The sequence below is a fragment of the Methylophaga muralis genome, assembly GCF_001720165.1.
Taxonomy (GTDB): Bacteria; Pseudomonadota; Gammaproteobacteria; order Nitrosococcales; family Methylophagaceae; genus Methylophaga; species Methylophaga muralis.
In genome coordinates this window covers 148,089-162,796 of the sequence record NZ_MCRI01000002.1, presented here as the reverse complement: position 1 = coordinate 162,796, position 14,708 = coordinate 148,089, and the positions used below count along the sequence as shown (strand labels likewise).

Annotated in this window: 13 protein-coding genes and 1 pseudogene; 7 read left to right on the top strand and 7 right to left on the bottom strand. The window is 45.4% G+C overall.

Annotation, left to right across the window (positions count from 1 at the left end):
- Positions 1 to 81 precede the first annotated feature (81 nt).
- Positions 82 to 1,077, top strand: a complete 996-nt coding sequence (locus tag A9E74_RS02430) for a DNA topoisomerase IB (RefSeq protein WP_069295066.1) — start codon at positions 82 to 84, stop codon at positions 1,075 to 1,077.
- Positions 1,078 to 1,122: 45 nt separating this feature from the next.
- Here the strand turns inward: A9E74_RS02430 and A9E74_RS02425 are convergent, their stop codons facing one another.
- The gene (locus tag A9E74_RS02425; RefSeq protein ID WP_069295065.1) at positions 1,123 to 1,965 is read right to left on the bottom strand and encodes an HDOD domain-containing protein; all 843 of its coding nucleotides are present in this window, start codon (positions 1,963 to 1,965) and stop codon (positions 1,123 to 1,125) included.
- Between the two features lie 94 nt (positions 1,966 to 2,059).
- Here A9E74_RS02425 and alaC point away from each other — a divergent pair.
- The 4 genes and pseudogenes from alaC to A9E74_RS02405 all read left to right on the top strand — a co-directional run bounded on the left by alaC (position 2,060) and on the right by A9E74_RS02405 (position 6,241).
- Positions 2,060 to 3,236 (top strand): annotated as a pseudogene (gene alaC, locus A9E74_RS02420) (alanine transaminase).
- Between the two features lie 11 nt (positions 3,237 to 3,247).
- Positions 3,248 to 4,558 carry a homoserine dehydrogenase gene (locus tag A9E74_RS02415; protein WP_069295064.1) on the top strand — a complete coding sequence of 437 codons (1,311 nt, stop codon included), beginning with the start codon at positions 3,248 to 3,250 and terminating at the stop codon, positions 4,556 to 4,558.
- Between the two features lie 35 nt (positions 4,559 to 4,593).
- Positions 4,594 to 5,739 (top strand): threonine synthase, encoded by a 1,146-nt coding sequence (gene thrC, locus A9E74_RS02410; protein WP_069295063.1) that lies wholly within the window; start codon positions 4,594 to 4,596, stop codon positions 5,737 to 5,739.
- Between the two features lies 1 nt (position 5,740).
- Positions 5,741 to 6,241 (top strand): hypothetical protein, encoded by a 501-nt coding sequence (locus tag A9E74_RS02405; RefSeq protein WP_069295062.1) that lies wholly within the window; start codon positions 5,741 to 5,743, stop codon positions 6,239 to 6,241.
- A 7-nt stretch (positions 6,242 to 6,248) separates the two neighbouring features.
- Here A9E74_RS02405 and A9E74_RS02400 read toward each other — a convergent pair whose 3' ends face one another.
- The 4 genes from A9E74_RS02400 to rph form a co-directional block, all read right to left on the bottom strand.
- The gene (locus tag A9E74_RS02400) at positions 6,249 to 6,551 is read right to left on the bottom strand and encodes a hypothetical protein (protein ID WP_069295088.1); all 303 of its coding nucleotides are present in this window, start codon (positions 6,549 to 6,551) and stop codon (positions 6,249 to 6,251) included.
- Between the two features lie 34 nt (positions 6,552 to 6,585).
- Positions 6,586 to 7,746, bottom strand: a complete 1,161-nt coding sequence (gene hemW, locus A9E74_RS02395; protein WP_069295061.1) for a radical SAM family heme chaperone HemW — start codon at positions 7,744 to 7,746, stop codon at positions 6,586 to 6,588.
- A gap of 80 nt (positions 7,747 to 7,826) precedes the next feature.
- Positions 7,827 to 8,432: an RdgB/HAM1 family non-canonical purine NTP pyrophosphatase gene (gene rdgB / locus A9E74_RS02390; protein ID WP_069295060.1), complete on the bottom strand. Its 606-nt coding sequence runs from the start codon at positions 8,430 to 8,432 to the stop codon at positions 7,827 to 7,829.
- Complete coding sequence (gene rph, locus A9E74_RS02385) at positions 8,432 to 9,148, bottom strand: ribonuclease PH (RefSeq protein ID WP_069295059.1); 717 nt, start codon at positions 9,146 to 9,148, stop codon at positions 8,432 to 8,434. Before rph ends, rdgB begins: the two co-directional genes overlap by 1 nt.
- Positions 9,149 to 9,263: 115 nt before the next feature.
- Here rph and A9E74_RS02380 point away from each other — a divergent pair, with 115 nt between their 5' ends.
- The gene (locus tag A9E74_RS02380) at positions 9,264 to 10,127 is read left to right on the top strand and encodes a YicC/YloC family endoribonuclease (protein ID WP_342670154.1); all 864 of its coding nucleotides are present in this window, start codon (positions 9,264 to 9,266) and stop codon (positions 10,125 to 10,127) included.
- 210 nt (positions 10,128 to 10,337) lie between these two features.
- Positions 10,338 to 11,594 carry an OmpP1/FadL family transporter gene (locus A9E74_RS02375; protein ID WP_069295057.1) on the top strand — a complete coding sequence of 419 codons (1,257 nt, stop codon included), beginning with the start codon at positions 10,338 to 10,340 and terminating at the stop codon, positions 11,592 to 11,594.
- 27 nt (positions 11,595 to 11,621) lie between these two features.
- Here the strand turns inward: A9E74_RS02375 and A9E74_RS02370 are convergent, their stop codons facing one another.
- Complete coding sequence (locus A9E74_RS02370) at positions 11,622 to 12,752, bottom strand: mechanosensitive ion channel protein MscS (protein WP_069295056.1); 1,131 nt, start codon at positions 12,750 to 12,752, stop codon at positions 11,622 to 11,624.
- Positions 12,753 to 12,775: 23 nt separating this feature from the next.
- Entirely contained in the window at positions 12,776 to 14,395 is a 1,620-nt protein-coding gene (locus tag A9E74_RS02365) for a diguanylate cyclase domain-containing protein (protein WP_069295055.1), read from the bottom strand.
- Between the last annotated feature and the right edge of the window lie 313 nt (positions 14,396 to 14,708).

Below are 14,708 nucleotides of genomic sequence, written 5' to 3'. Positions count from 1 at the left end.
GACATAATCTGCATTAAAGTCAAACGCCATAATCTCATGACAAGATAGTGTTGGATTCACCATTCCGGACTAAATAGCATCATGAGCAATCCGATTATTCATCGCAAACCACACGGTAAATCGTTCAGTTATCGTTATGGCAATGGTAAGACGGTTAAAAACGCGGCATTAAAACGCTGGATAAAAAGCCTCGCTATTCCACCTGCATGGGAAGGGGTTGAAATTCAGCAGGATCGGGATGCCAAAGTTTTGGTGACCGGACGGGATAATCAGGGCCGAAAACAATATATCTATAATCCCCACTGGGTCGAAACGGCCAGCGAACAGAAGTTCAAACGAATTTTGCGATTTGCCGAGCAACTGGAAACTATGCGGCGGGTAACAGGACAACATATCCAACGAAGACCCATTGATCAAACCACTGTGCTCGCCTGTATGACACGGATGCTGGATGATGCTTTTTTTCGACCCGGCAGTGCCAGTTATACCCGGCAAAACCATACTTATGGTTTGACCACCTTGCGCGCAAAACACATGACTATCAAAGATGATCGTGTGGAGTTTGAATACGAAGGTAAAAGCCATCAACAGCAATTTCGTACTGTCACCGATGAGCAGGTACGCGAGGTGCTGATAGCATTGGAAAATATGTCCGGTTATGAATTATTTGATATCACCTTGCCGGATAAAAGCCGGAAAAAAATCACGGCACAAGATTTGAATCAGTACATTTCAGACGTCATGGGTGAGGACTTTAGTGCCAAGGATTTTCGCACTTGGGCTGGAACTGTTTTGATGGCGGTGGCATTGGATAAACTTGGTCCGGCTTCCACTGAAAAAATCAGTAAAAGTAATATCGTCGAAGCAGTGAAAAATGTGGCTGAACGGCTTGGCAACACTCCCGCTGTATGTCGCAGTAATTACATTCATCCACAAGTGATTTTGCAGTATGAAAGCGGCAAGACTTTGGATTACTTTCGCCGACAATTTAAACGTTATCGCGGCAAATATCTTAGTCTGGATGAGAAAGCGACAATGAAACTGTTAACTGTTTTAATGAGCGATGAGAGTAAATAAAAAAGCCCGTTGTATTGAACAACGGGCTTTTTTAGGTAAACAGACTCAGAAATTTTGAAATAAAGCTAAAGCTGCAGCATATTCTTCACTATTTTCATCCAGCTCTACTACACTGATGCCGGTATCAATACCCAGCTTGCGGAAGGCTAGAACCTTGTCGCGAGTGTTGGGATCCAATGCCTTATTGGTATTGAAATAGCTTTGCAGACTGGCGACTTGGACCACGTCGGTCAAATCCGGACCGTTCTGGCTGTTACGATTCAAGTTAGCATGCTCTGCGGCAACCGTGATGAGATTCTCTGGAAAATCCCAGCTTTTAAGAATGGCTTCCCCAATTTTTGAATACAGATTTTCAATCAAAGTATCCAGACGGCGAGGATCTTCTATTAAATCCGGCATATCTGCAGCTTTCATCAGAATTGGCAGCGCACCAATTTCATGTATCAATCCTGCCAGCATCGCTTCATCATTGGCAATATGAGAGTGTTTTGAGGCGATGACCTGACTGGCTGCAGCAACTTCGATACTGTGTTGCCACAAATCGCGCATGCGTTTTTCCAGTTTTTTATTGGTTGGACGGAACATTTGTTCCATCACCAAACTGGTGACCAGATTGCGAACCATGGGAATGCCGAGTCGAGACACTGCTGTCTGCACCGATTCAACTTCAACGCGACCTCGATACAGCGGGCTGTTGGCGACTTTTATAAGTCGAGCTGATAACGCTGCGTCGGTGGTGATGACCTCAGCAAGTTGCGCTGCAGAGACATCCGGATTGTTGGCAACCTCACGTACCTTGAGAGCAACCTCGGGCAATGTAGGCAGTACCAGTTTTCCCTTTTGGAGATCATTAATGATCGTCGTGTACAATTGGTCTTGTTGACTCATATTAATCCACTGTAATAAATCAATTTGAAGTGTGAATGATTTTCAGTTATTTTGCTTGGTTTGCCAACCGTTTTAGCTAATAGCAGGTGCTCAGTTGAACGACGAATTTCCTAGAATCAAACGTCTTCCGCCATACGTTTTCAACATTGTAAATGATTTGAAGGCAAAAGCGCGTGCGCGCGGCGAAGATATTATCGACTTTGGCATGGGAAATCCGGATAAACCGGCACCCGCGCACATTGTGGAAAAATTAGTCGAAGCGGCCCAGCGTCCCGATACTCATCGATACTCTGTTTCTCGAGGTATTCCACGTCTGCGTAAGGCAATCTGCGACTGGTATCAGCGTAAATACGATGTGACTCTGGATCCCGATTCTGAAACCATCGTGACCATTGGTTCTAAAGAAGGTTTGGCGCATCTACATGGCAACTGTTGGTCCTGGTGACGCAGTATTGGTACCAAATCCGGCTTATCCGATCCATCCGTATGGCTTTGTTATTGCTGGTGCGGATATACGACATGTGCCATTGACGCCTGATGTTGATTTTTTTGCTGAACTGGAAAAGTCAGTAAAAGACTCTTGGCCGAAACCCAAAATGCTGGTGCTGAATTTTCCCGGCAATCCGACTACTCAATGTGTAGAGCTGGATTTCTTTCAGCGCGTGGTGGATTTCGCCAAGGAACACCAGATTTGGGTGGTTCATGATCTGGCATATGGTGAAATCACCTTTGATGGTTATAAAGCACCGTCAATTTTGCAGATCCCCGGCGCAATTGATGTAGCTGTCGAGTTTTATACCTTATCTAAAACCTACAATATGCCGGGTTGGCGGGTAGGCTTTATGTCTGGTAACCCGACATTGGTTGCGGCTTTGGCTCGGATGAAGTCCTATCTGGATTACGGCATGTTCACGCCGATTCAGGTAGCCGCAATTACCGCATTGGAAGGTCCGCAGGAATGTGTCGCGGAAATCGTTGAAACCTATAGACAACGTCGTGACGTGTTGTGTGAAGGTTTGAATGCGATTGGTTGGCCGGTTGAGAAGCCAAAAGCGACCATGTTTGTCTGGGCCAAAATTCCGGAACAATTCCGTGAAATGGGCTCGTTAGAATTTAGTAAAAAATTGCTCAAAGACGCTAAAGTCGCGGTATCACCTGGCATCGGTTTTGGTGAATACGGCGATGAATATGTTCGTTTCGGACTGATTGAAAATCAGCACCGTACCCGGCAGGCAATCCGTGGTATCCGCGACATGATGAAAAAAGGGTAGGGGGCAAAAAAGTGCAATCAGTCAAAATTGGTATTCTTGGCTTAGGCACTGTTGGTAGTGGTACTGTCAGTGTTTTAAAGCGAAATTCAAAAGAAATTAGCCGTCGCGCTGGCCGTGGTATTGAAATTACGCGTGCAGCGGATAAAAACCTGGATTCACCCAAAACCTGTGATCTCAGTGGCATTGAATTAACGGATGATGCGTTTTCGGTGGTCAATGACCCTGACATTCAAATCGTCGTTGAGTTGATCGGCGGTACTGGTATTGCCCGAGATTTGGTCATGCAGGCCATTGAAAATGGCAAACACGTTGTCACTGCCAACAAAGCACTGATTGCGATGCATGGTAATGAGTTGTTTGCTAAAGCCCAGGAGAAAGGCGTCACCATTGCTTTTGAAGCGGCGGTAGCTGGCGGTATCCCTATCATTAAAGCTATCCGTGAAGGTTTGGCAGCCAATCGCATTGAATGGCTGGCAGGCATTATTAACGGTACGGGCAACTTTATCCTCACTGAGATGCGCGACAAAGGCCGTAACTTTGCCGATGTGTTGGCTGAAGCTCAGGCACTAGGTTATGCCGAAGCGGATCCAACGTTTGACGTGGAAGGGATTGATGCGGCACACAAGCTGACCATCATGGCGTCGATCGCGTTTGGTATTCCGTTACAGTTTTATAAAGCCTATACCGAAGGCATCAGCAAAATTTCTCAGGAAGATGTGCAGTACGCCGAAGAACTGGGATATCACATCAAACATCTGGGCATTGCTAAGAAAACAGCACAAGGTGTTGAGCTGCGCGTACATCCGACATTGATTCCAAAACGTCGGCTGATTGCCAACGTTAATGGCGTGATGAATGCGGTAGTAGTGAAGGGCGATGCAGTTGGGCCAACCTTATATTACGGTGCAGGCGCGGGTGCTGAACCCACTGCTTCTGCCGTAGTGGCTGATATCGTTGATATTGTCCGTGCGTTAACTACAGATCCGGAAAATCGCGTACCCCATTTGGCTTTCCAACCGGATTCATTAAAAGACACACCAATTTTGCCAATGTCTGAGGTAATAACCTCCTATTATTTGCGCATATGTACAGAAGATAAACCGGGTGTGTTAGCTGACATCACGCGGATTTTCAGCGAGCAGGACATCAATATTGAAGCGATTCTGCAAAAACAACCGGAAGAAGAAGAGGGCCTAGTGCCAATCATTATGCTGACGCAACCGGTAGTTGAAAAAAACATGGATGAGGCTATCGCTCAAATCGAAGCTTTAGACACCGTTAAAGATGCGATCATGCGTATTCGCATGGAAACGCTGGGCTGATTTAGCGCCCGTTAAAGAATTAAAGAGGAAACTTTATGTCATTTCGTCCACGTTACACTGGCCTGATTGAACGCTATCGCGACCGTTTGCCGGTCAATGACGACACTCGTCTGATAAGTCTTGGTGAAGGTAACACTCCACTATTGAAGCTGAATAACATCCCTAAACTGATTGGCAAAGATGTTGATATTTATGTCAAATATGAAGGTTTGAACCCGACGGGCTCATTCAAAGATCGTGGCATGACCATGGCGGTGACCAAAGCCGTTGAAGACGGTAGTAAAGCGATTATTTGTGCTTCAACTGGTAATACGTCTGCTGCAGCTGCGGCTTATGCTGCACGTGCCGGTATTACTGCGTTTGTAATTATTCCGGATGGCAAAATCGCTCAGGGTAAGTTGGCACAAGCGATGATGCACAATGCTGTCGTTATCCAAATCAAAGGTAACTTTGATGAAGGCATGCAATTAGTTAAAGAAGTCGCTGAACATGCGCCTGTCACCATCGTAAACTCGATTAATCCATACCGCTTGCAAGGTCAGAAAACAGCCGCTTTTGAGATTGTTGAAGAATTAGGCCGTGCACCGGATTATCACTGCCTGCCAGTCGGTAATGCCGGTAATATCACTGCACACTGGATTGGTTATTGTGAATATTCATCTGGCTGTGGTGAACATGTGACAGAAGCTTGTGCTTTCTGTCATGGTCATTGCAAATATGCTGGTGGAGCCATTGTGGGTAATCGGCCGAAAATGGTGGGTTATCAAGCTGCTGGCAGTGCGCCGTTTATGCGTGGCGCCATGGTAGATGACCCTGAAACCGTTGCTACTGCGATTCGCATTGGTCATCCGCAAAGTTGGGATATGGCTTGGAAAGTCAAAGAAGAATCTCACGGCTGGTTTGATGAATGCTCGGATGATGAAATTCTGGCTGCACAGAAATTACTGGCTGAAAAAGAAGGTATTTTCTGTGAACCTGCGTCAGCAACCTCACTGGCCGGCGCTTTACGTGATATTAAAACCGGCAAAATCCCTGAAGGCAGCACAGTTGTTTGCACGCTGACAGGACACGGTCTTAAAGATCCGGATATTGCGATTAAGCAAAGCACCTCACCTGTAATTACAGTTAGTGCTACATTGGACTCAGTACGCGAGGCGATCATCAACAACTTGGCCAGATAATATGACTGAAATGACGGCACCAGAAGATCAGGAAAGAGCGGCGGCTAGAATGCCGCACGATATCTTTTTAACCAACCTGATTGCGAACCATATCCTCCTGTTCACGGCGATAGCCGCAACAGGTAAGAGTTATTTTGAGTTTATCGTGCTGGTGCCGTTGTTATCATTTTCATTTTTGGGTTACACGTTTATTCGTTCCAGCCGAATCAAGCGTGAAGACAGTGAGTTTGTTTATATCCATTGGCAAATTGCACGGCGCTGGAGTTTTATCTTCGCCATGGTGCTTACAGCCGTCGTCAGTGTCGCAGTGTTGGGTTGGTTAAGTTATACCTATCTCGGGCTAATGAAAGAAGCCGCATTTGCTTTTGTTGGCGGGCTGAGCTTTCTGCCGACACTGATTAGCGTGTTGGTATTAATCGTTATAGAGATGGATTCACTGCATCATGCCAGAGTCGGTACATTACCAGCATGGGCCAGACGGCGTTTTCTGGGCGAATCTTAAACTTGTTTTACTGTGGGGCCGGTTCGCGCTGAACCACCGAGTGAATCACTAGCTGGTTCTCAAAATACACATCAAATTGTGAATATTGCCAGCGAGTAATGGCTGGAGTGCCTTTGGCCGCGTATTGCTTCTGCGCCTTGCCAAACTTCTGTTCAACCTGCTGCATTGTCATGCCACGTGTCGGACGCAAAACACCTGTCTCAGAGTTCGGCGTATTATAAGTCGGTTCTGCGATAGATAAGACATCGGCTTGGGTTGGCAGTGCCATTAACAGCATTGCTCCGGCAGCCATAAGATGGCATTTCAACATGATGGTGACTCCCTTTATGACCTGCGCCAGCATATTATTGCGGCAAAAATAGTTCAATCAAACTGTTTAAATAACGTTGACCTAACTCAGTTGGGCGAATCCACTCGACCGAATAATCAATCAATCCACGTTCTTCAGCTTCTGCAAGTTGGCTTTTTATCGTCGCCAATGGCACACCGCAATGTTGCATAAATAAAGGTGTGGCAAATCCATCGGTCAGGCGCAGCGCGTTAAGCATAAACTCAAAACCAATTTCATTAATGCCGACTTGTTCTTGCTTCAGAATACGTTGTGAACTGTTGACCTTATCCAGATAGGCTTGGGGTTGTTTTTGTTTTACCAGTCGCTCGATCGACTGTGTGGCGGCGCTGGTTAATTTTCCATGCGCACCGGCGCCTATGCCCAGATAATCACCAAACTGCCAGTAGTTGAGGTTGTGACGACTCTGGCAGCCTTTTTTGGCATACGCTGAGACTTCATATTGCAGGTAACCGGCCTCTGCAAGGCGTTGTTGATTAGCAATTTGCCAGTCATAAATCGGCTCATCATCGGGTAATTGTGGTGGCGATTGATGAAAAAAGGTATTGGGTTCAATGGTCAGCTGATAATAGGAAATATGTGTTGGCTCGAGAGCAATCGCTGTTTCTACATCTTTTTGGGCGAGCGCTGCTGTTTGATTGGGTAAACCAAACATCAGATCCAGATTGAAATTATCAAAACCAGCATGGTGGGCGATCTCTGCAGCACGAATCGCTTGTTTGCCATCATGGATGCGACCCAAAACAGTTAATGAATCACCATTAAAACTTTGAACGCCAATTGATAAACGATTAATGCCCACTGCACGATAGTCGGTGAACTTAGCTGCTTCAAAGGTGCCGGGATTGGCTTCTAGGGTAATCTCTGCATCAGCGCGGATTGGCAATAATGCTCGCAGAGCTGAAAATAAACGATCATAACCTTCTGCACTGAATAGGCTGGGAGTACCACCACCGATAAAGATGGTTTGAATCGTTCGTCCCCAGACCAGAGGCAAATCCTGTTCGAGATCGCGGATCAATGCATCGATATAGGTTTTTTCAGGGATCTCATTACCGGCCTGATGTGAATTAAAGTCGCAATATGGACATTTACGCACACACCAGGGCACATGGATATACAGGCTAAGTGGCGGTAAGGTGGTGAAGTTGAACATAGTGGCATCAGCCTTGATGATTTTAGTCTGCAAGGCAGAATGACTCGCGTATTAAATATAGGTTTAGCAATAGCAAACTTTTATGGTTGGTGGCGAGTGTATTTAAATTCTTCCATGAACTGACGCATGGCTTTGCCTCGGTGACTAATCGCATGTTTCTGTTCAGGTGAAAGCTCGGCTGCTGTGCAATCTGTTTCGGGAACCCAGAAAACCGGATCATAACCAAAACCTTCATCGCCGCTTGGCGATTGCAGAATTTGTCCCTGCCAGCTGCCCTGACAAATCAGCGGGGTCGGATCTTCAGCATGACGCATAAACACCACCACACATTGAAAACGGGCTGTGCGTTCATTCTCCGGCACATCTTTCATTGCGGTAAGTAAGGCGTGAATATTATCGGTATCGGAGGCATCGGGTCCGGCATAGCGCGATGAATAAATACCAGGAGCACCATGCAATGCATCAACTTCAATACCGGAATCATCGGCAATGGCTGGTAAACCAGTCACTAAAGCGGCATTACGAGCCTTAATGATGGCATTTTCAACGAAACTGAGGCCGGTTTCTTCGGCCTCAGCAACATTCAAATCGGATTGGGCAATCAGCTTCAATCCTAATGGGCTAAGGATCTGCGATAACTCACGCAGTTTGCCAATATTGCCGCTGGCCAGAACAATTTGTGACATTAGTTTGCCAAAGCTTCGCGTTGTTTAATCATCAGTTGTTCAATCCCTTTAGCCGCCAGATCCAACATGGACTGTAATTCATCGGCACGAAACGCATGGCCTTCCGCAGTGCCCTGTAACTCAATATAAGCCCCGGCATCATTCATGACAACATTCATATCAGTTTCAGCAGTAGAGTCTTCAGCATAATCCAGATCCAGCACTGCTGTGCCATTATGAATACCAACCGAAACAGACGCTACCTGGCCGTGTAAAGGGCTTTTCTTGATTTTGCGTTTTTTAATTAAAAAATCAATTGCATCATGCAGTGCGACAAAGGCACCGGTAATGGAAGCGGTACGCGTTCCGCCGTCAGCCTGAATAACATCACAGTCAATGGTTATGGTACGTTCGCCCAATGCTTTTAAATCGATGGCGGCACGTAAAGATCGACCAATTAAACGCTGGATCTCCATAGTGCGGCCACCTTGTTTACCTCGGGCAGATTCACGTTGCATACGGGTACCGGTAGAGCGAGGCAACATGCCATATTCAGCAGTAATCCAGCCTTCGCCCATACCACGCAAAAAAGGTGGAATACGTTCTTCAACCGAGGCTGTGCACAATACTTTGGTGTCACCAAATTCAACCAAGACGGAGCCTTCCGCATGTTTTGTGTAATTGCGGGTAATGGTGATCTCACGAAGTTGATCTGGTTGCCGGCCACTTGGACGCATCTGCTTTATCCTTAACATAAAATACGATGATTATACTGATGCCACCCATTTCCCGCGTGCTTTTTACGTTCAGTTTTCGTTACCATAGGCGCTCAACAGCTATAGGAAAAACATCGTGATACGAAGCATGACCGCCTTTGCCCGCCATGAGCAAGTAACTGAACTCGGTACCCTGATCTGGGAGGTTCGATCAGTGAATCATCGATATTTAGAGCTCGCATTGCGACTGGAGGAAACGTTTCGTCCTTTAGAAATGGATATCCGCAAAATGTTTGCTGAACGCATGGCTCGTGGAAAGATTGAAGCCAGTCTGCGTTATCAACCTTCTCAGCAACAAACGGCTTTGCATATTAACGAGAATCTTGCTCAATCCGTTATCAATGCTTGTGATCAATTAACCCAAATGGCTAACCAGACCTTGCCGATTGATCCGCTAAGATTATTGCAATGGCCAGGTGTAGCCGATACCGAACAAGTGGATTTAGCGACATTGAAACAACAATCTGTGGATGCTCTGGAGATTGTGTTAGCAGACTTTATCAGTGGCAGAGAACGGGAAGGACACGCCCTGGCGGAAATGATTTTGCAGCGCTGCGACGAAATTTTACAAATCGCAGAAGCGGTAAAACAACGTATGCCGGAGATCCTGGAACAACAACGTCAGCGTCTGGCACAAAAAGCAGCAGAGCTTGAAGTCACGTTGGAACCGGAACGCCTTGAGCAAGAAATTGTATTAATCGCCCAGAAAAGTGATGTCGCCGAAGAACTGGATCGTTTGCAAAGTCATGTCGATGAAGTCAAACGAGTACTGCAACGTGATGAGCCAGTAGGCCGCCGACTCGACTTTTTGATGCAGGAGCTTAATCGTGAAGCCAATACTTTGGGCTCCAAATCTATTGATACCGATACCACTCGATATTCAGTTGATCTGAAGGTATTAATCGAACAAATGCGTGAGCAGATCCAGAATATTGAATAAGTTCGTATCCGGCAAGGCTCTCGCCAAAAGTATCTATATCAAAGTATTCAGATCAGCTTATCCGAAGATTGGTTAATTTTTTGACGTAGCATTAAAGACACATTAGTTTGTGCCGCTACTTGGTTCTGTATTCGGAACGTTCATGATGAGGTTCTGTGGTAACAAGTGCTCTAAAGGGATGAATAAAAGAGCACTCATTAAGAGCTTCGAATGAAAAAAATAATAATATGTTCTTTAGGGCTTTTTGCAGGCGCCAGCCATGCCACAAATGGCATCAATCTGATTGGTTTCGGTGCTGAATCAACATTAATGGCAGGTGCGGATATTGCTGTCGCTCGGGATACCAGCGCGCTGAATACAAATCCGGCCGGGCTAACTCAAATTGATAGTAAACGCTTTGACCTTTACGGTTCTTTATTGCGGATAACCGATCTGTCACATGAAGATCAGTTCGGTAATGACAGGCATGCGAGCAATCTCTATACCGGCCTGGGTGGTATGGGCTACGCCCAAAAAATTGAAAATACACCGTGTACTGCCGGGCTTGGGCTTTTTGCACAGGGCGGCTCGGGCGGTGTGTTTGAAAATCTGCAAACGGCTTTTGGCACCGAGGATGAATATTCCGGTTTATTTGCTGTGGCAAAATTGACAGCGGGTTTAGGCTGTAAAGTGAATGATAAATGGTCGGTCGGTGGAAGTTTTGGTCTGGTCTATGCCCAGGCCGAACAAAAGATTTTTGCCGATACATCCACATCCGCGCCGCAGACCTTCAACGGTATTGAAATCGAAGATGCCAGCAGCCTACGCACCAGTTTTAAACTGGGTATTCAATATCAGGCAACACCCAAACTCACGCTAGCAGCAACTTATACCGGGAAGACTGAGCTGCCATTAACCGATGGTCAATTAAAGCTCAACATGACTGGGGCAGGTCTAGGCGTAGTGAAATACGATGATGTCACATTAAAAGGGTTGGCGTTACCCGAGGAAATTGGGGTGGGTGCTGCCTATCAGATGAACAATAAGTTATTGCTGTCGCTAAAAATAAACTGGATAAATTGGTCTGATGCGATGAAAAACAACGTATTAAGTGCCAGTAATCCAAGTAACCCAGCCTTACCGGATATCAATAGTACCTCTACCATGAATTGGAATAACCAATTAGTGTTTGCCACCGGCATGGCCTATCGCTACAGCGATAAAACGACCTTATACGCAGGCTATAACTACGGCAAAAACCCGATACCGAAAGAACATATCAATCCCGTTGTGGCCGGCATCTTTGATCATCATCTGACTTTTGGTGGCAGCTATCAGCTCAATAAAGAATGGACCTTTTACAGCGGCATTGAATACGATTTTCGTAAAAAGGTGGATTACACCAATCCAGAACTGCCATTCGGCAATGATGCTCAATTACGCAATGAGGCTATTTGGTTACATATGATGGTCAGCAGACAGTGGTAGGCTACCGACCATCAAAGCATTTCGTAGTTATTTTTTGATTAAATCGCTATTAAAGCCAAACACTTTACCGGCCCAGATAAAGATGACCCAAGCCAATATGCCGAATGGCATATAGCCCATATAACCGAGCAGCGGCATCTCTGAAAAGATATGGATGACGTTAATATAAGGAATGTCGTAGACCCAATAATTCGGATTGGTCACGGGCTGTGCGGGATGAGCACTGCCGTAATTCCAAAACTCCCAGAAAAAGCCGTTGAGCATGGCTGATACAGCCATTAATAAGGCCGGGGACCAGTTACCCTCAGCCATCGCAGTAAACGGTGACCAGATATTGGCTCGGATCAATACCCCTGAGAATACCAGTAACGGTCCAATCCATAACACCCAGAACAATGGATAGGGCCAGAACACCATTAGGGTTAATAAAACTAACCCGGCTATTATTAACAGATTGCCATTCAGGCTGAGTTTAGGTCCATTTGCAAAGCGACTGACCAGTCTCGGACAGGTGTTTAGCAAGGTATACCATTGGAAAATGGCAGGCCAGACAGTGGTATAAGCCAACAGAAAAATGATCACTATCGTTTGGTGACTTAGCTCTGGCATGGTGCTGTTGGGGTAATACCAGTTGCCCAAGGCAAAATAATTAAAATATTCAAATAAATACCAACCAACCAGTGAAACAATGGCAGTCATTAGAAAGGTTTTAGGTTTGCTGGCAAACAGTGATTGACCATTTGAATAACGATAGGCCAAACCATCCAGTACAAAGATAAACCCCCACCACATCGGGGTAAACGCATAATAGACCAGATCACCAAAAATGGTGATCCGGCTCCACATCAACCACCAGAAAAATAAAGTCACCGCCAAGCCAATCCAGAACCAGATGGGCAAGGCTACAGTTTTAGCTCGAGGAGCAGGGGGCACTTTTTTGAACCCAAATAAAGCCGGAGCAAAATACAAGGTGAGAACCAAAAGTTCGGCCAAAGCGATAACGCAAAACACGGTGAGATTAAACCCGGGGGCATCGGCAACATATTGAGGGGGAAATACACCAAAATCCGGTGGCAAATGGGTCTCAGGATAGGCGAACCAACTGGCTATTAACGGCAGAAGTAATGCCAGTAATACCGGAAAAATCAGTTTCTGCATAAGCGTCCTTTCTTAATGAAGTTTTAAGCCCATTGCGGGTCATTGTGTCTGCGTTTATGTTGATACATGCGTTGATCTGCCAGCATACGAAGATCATCAACATTCATGGTTTCTATCATATAGGCCGAACCATAACTGACCCCTGCTTTCTCAAAACCGTTTAGCTGCATATAGCTGATAGTTTCAGCAATGACCTCTTTAATTCTTTCTGCATAAGAAAGACTTTCACTGGTGATGGCAAATTCATCACCCCCCATGCGATGTAGTACGCCGAGTGTATCTAATTTTGAGGACAGAATAGTGGCAAACATTTGTAACATTTCGTCACCTTTGTGGTGACCGTAGGTGTCGTTGTAGGTCTTCAAATTATCCATGTCCAACATCGTTATCATGCCGTTGGAGGGGAGTTTTTCGAGAGTTAGATCTAAAGCATAACGATTGGGTAGGCCAGTTAAAGCATCATGATGGGCTATTTGTAAACTATGCTGTATCAAAGACAAATTGTTTTCTTTTTCACGGTAAATTTCGGCAAACTGATAACCCAGTACCAGACCGATCAGTAACACTTCAACGGTAACCGCCAACAGACCGATATGCTCGATATAAATGGTGTAGATGCCTTCCAAATCTTTGCTGGAGATGGCGAACGATCCAATAATAAAAAAAGCAGCAATCGCCACCAGATAGAAATAGGCGATTTTGTAACCTTCAAAGGCACGCACCAGTGCGGCGATTAATCCGTAAAGCATCATTAACCCGACACCATAGCGAGCACATTCTAATATCAAGTGTTTATTGAATATGGCTACCACGAGCAATACAGCCATACCAGTCAAAAACAGTTTTGCCAGAGTATTCAGTTTGGGGTGCGTGGAGGCTCTTATTTGTAATAAATGCTTGGCAAACAATAGGTAAGCAAAATTGCTCAGCAAAATGGGAGCGCCGGCAAGGTAAAACCAATGGATATTAAACAGATCGGGTGTGATGAGCAGGCTAGTGCCATTAAAAACTACATTCATCCAGATAAAGATGGTGTACATGGTTTCAGTTATACGTCTTCTAACATAAGCCAGAATCGCGTAATACACCCCCAAACTTATCAGGATGCCCATACTGACTAAAGTGATCACCGTGCCCCATTTTATGGCATGCCGGTAATGGGCGAGCGAGTCCCAGTATGGCTGAGGCTCAGCAATGAAATAAGTAGAAACCAACTCTGTAGTCAGTTCATATTGTCCCGCAGGCAAGCGGAATTCACGGCCATGCCTTAGAAAAAAGGTATTTTTTGCGTCCGATTCAATGCCACCTCTCGCCTCAGCAACAACGTTGCCAGTTGAATCGGAAATGTAGTGATGAAAATGACCTAAAACGCTCGCGTTTTTAAAATCAATAACTATTGTTTCATCAGCATCGGTGATTTCAAATGAAGAACGAAAAACAAAATGTCCACCCGTTAGAACTGGAGCGTCAATGGTTTTGAATGGTGGATCGGGAAAACGCCAATTTTGGCTGACTTCATACCATTGACCGACAAACTGTTGCTGAGCAAAGCTGATATTTGGCGCAAGAAAAAACAGCAGCCACAACAGGCTTAGGAATAAATACTGAGAACGTCCCGCAACTAATTGCCGAAACCGTATCATGCTCCGTTATTCACAAGTCCAGTAAATATCAATATATTCATATGCTTATCTATTATTTTTATTCAATATAAACTGCAAGGAATTTACCACAATTCAAAAGCTAATGTAACAAGACTCTCATCAAGATTCTGTGCGCCTTGTGGTGTTTTATTATCTTCGGAAATTGTTCAGAAGCTGGAGAGTCTGTCAGTGACGTTTTATTGAAGCAAGTGAGTAGTAATAAGGGAAAAACAAAATTAACAGCGGTGTTTTTTGAAATGCAACTGTTCGTGAGTATTAAACTTCAGTTGGGTTGATAGGTGAGAAGACAATC

Bases quoted from the DNA above. Each gene is read 5' to 3' on its own strand.
- A9E74_RS02430 (WP_069295066.1), top strand. From the start codon at position 82: ATGAGCAATCCGATTATTCATCGCAAACCACACGGTAAATCGTTCAGT.
- A9E74_RS02425 (WP_069295065.1), bottom strand. From the start codon at position 1,965: ATGAGTCAACAAGACCAATTGTACACGACGATCATTAATGATCTCCAA.
- thrC (WP_069295063.1), top strand. From the start codon at position 4,594: ATGTCATTTCGTCCACGTTACACTGGCCTGATTGAACGCTATCGCGAC.
- A9E74_RS02405 (WP_069295062.1), top strand. From the start codon at position 5,741: ATGACTGAAATGACGGCACCAGAAGATCAGGAAAGAGCGGCGGCTAGA.
- A9E74_RS02400 (WP_069295088.1), bottom strand. From the start codon at position 6,551: ATGTTGAAATGCCATCTTATGGCTGCCGGAGCAATGCTGTTAATGGCA.
- hemW (WP_069295061.1), bottom strand. From the start codon at position 7,746: ATGTTCAACTTCACCACCTTACCGCCACTTAGCCTGTATATCCATGTG.
- rdgB (WP_069295060.1), bottom strand. From the start codon at position 8,432: ATGTCACAAATTGTTCTGGCCAGCGGCAATATTGGCAAACTGCGTGAG.
- rph (WP_069295059.1), bottom strand. From the start codon at position 9,148: ATGCGTCCAAGTGGCCGGCAACCAGATCAACTTCGTGAGATCACCATT.
- A9E74_RS02375 (WP_069295057.1), top strand. From the start codon at position 10,338: ATGAAAAAAATAATAATATGTTCTTTAGGGCTTTTTGCAGGCGCCAGC.
- A9E74_RS02370 (WP_069295056.1), bottom strand. From the start codon at position 12,752: ATGCAGAAACTGATTTTTCCGGTATTACTGGCATTACTTCTGCCGTTA.
- A9E74_RS02365 (WP_069295055.1), bottom strand. From the start codon at position 14,395: ATGATACGGTTTCGGCAATTAGTTGCGGGACGTTCTCAGTATTTATTC.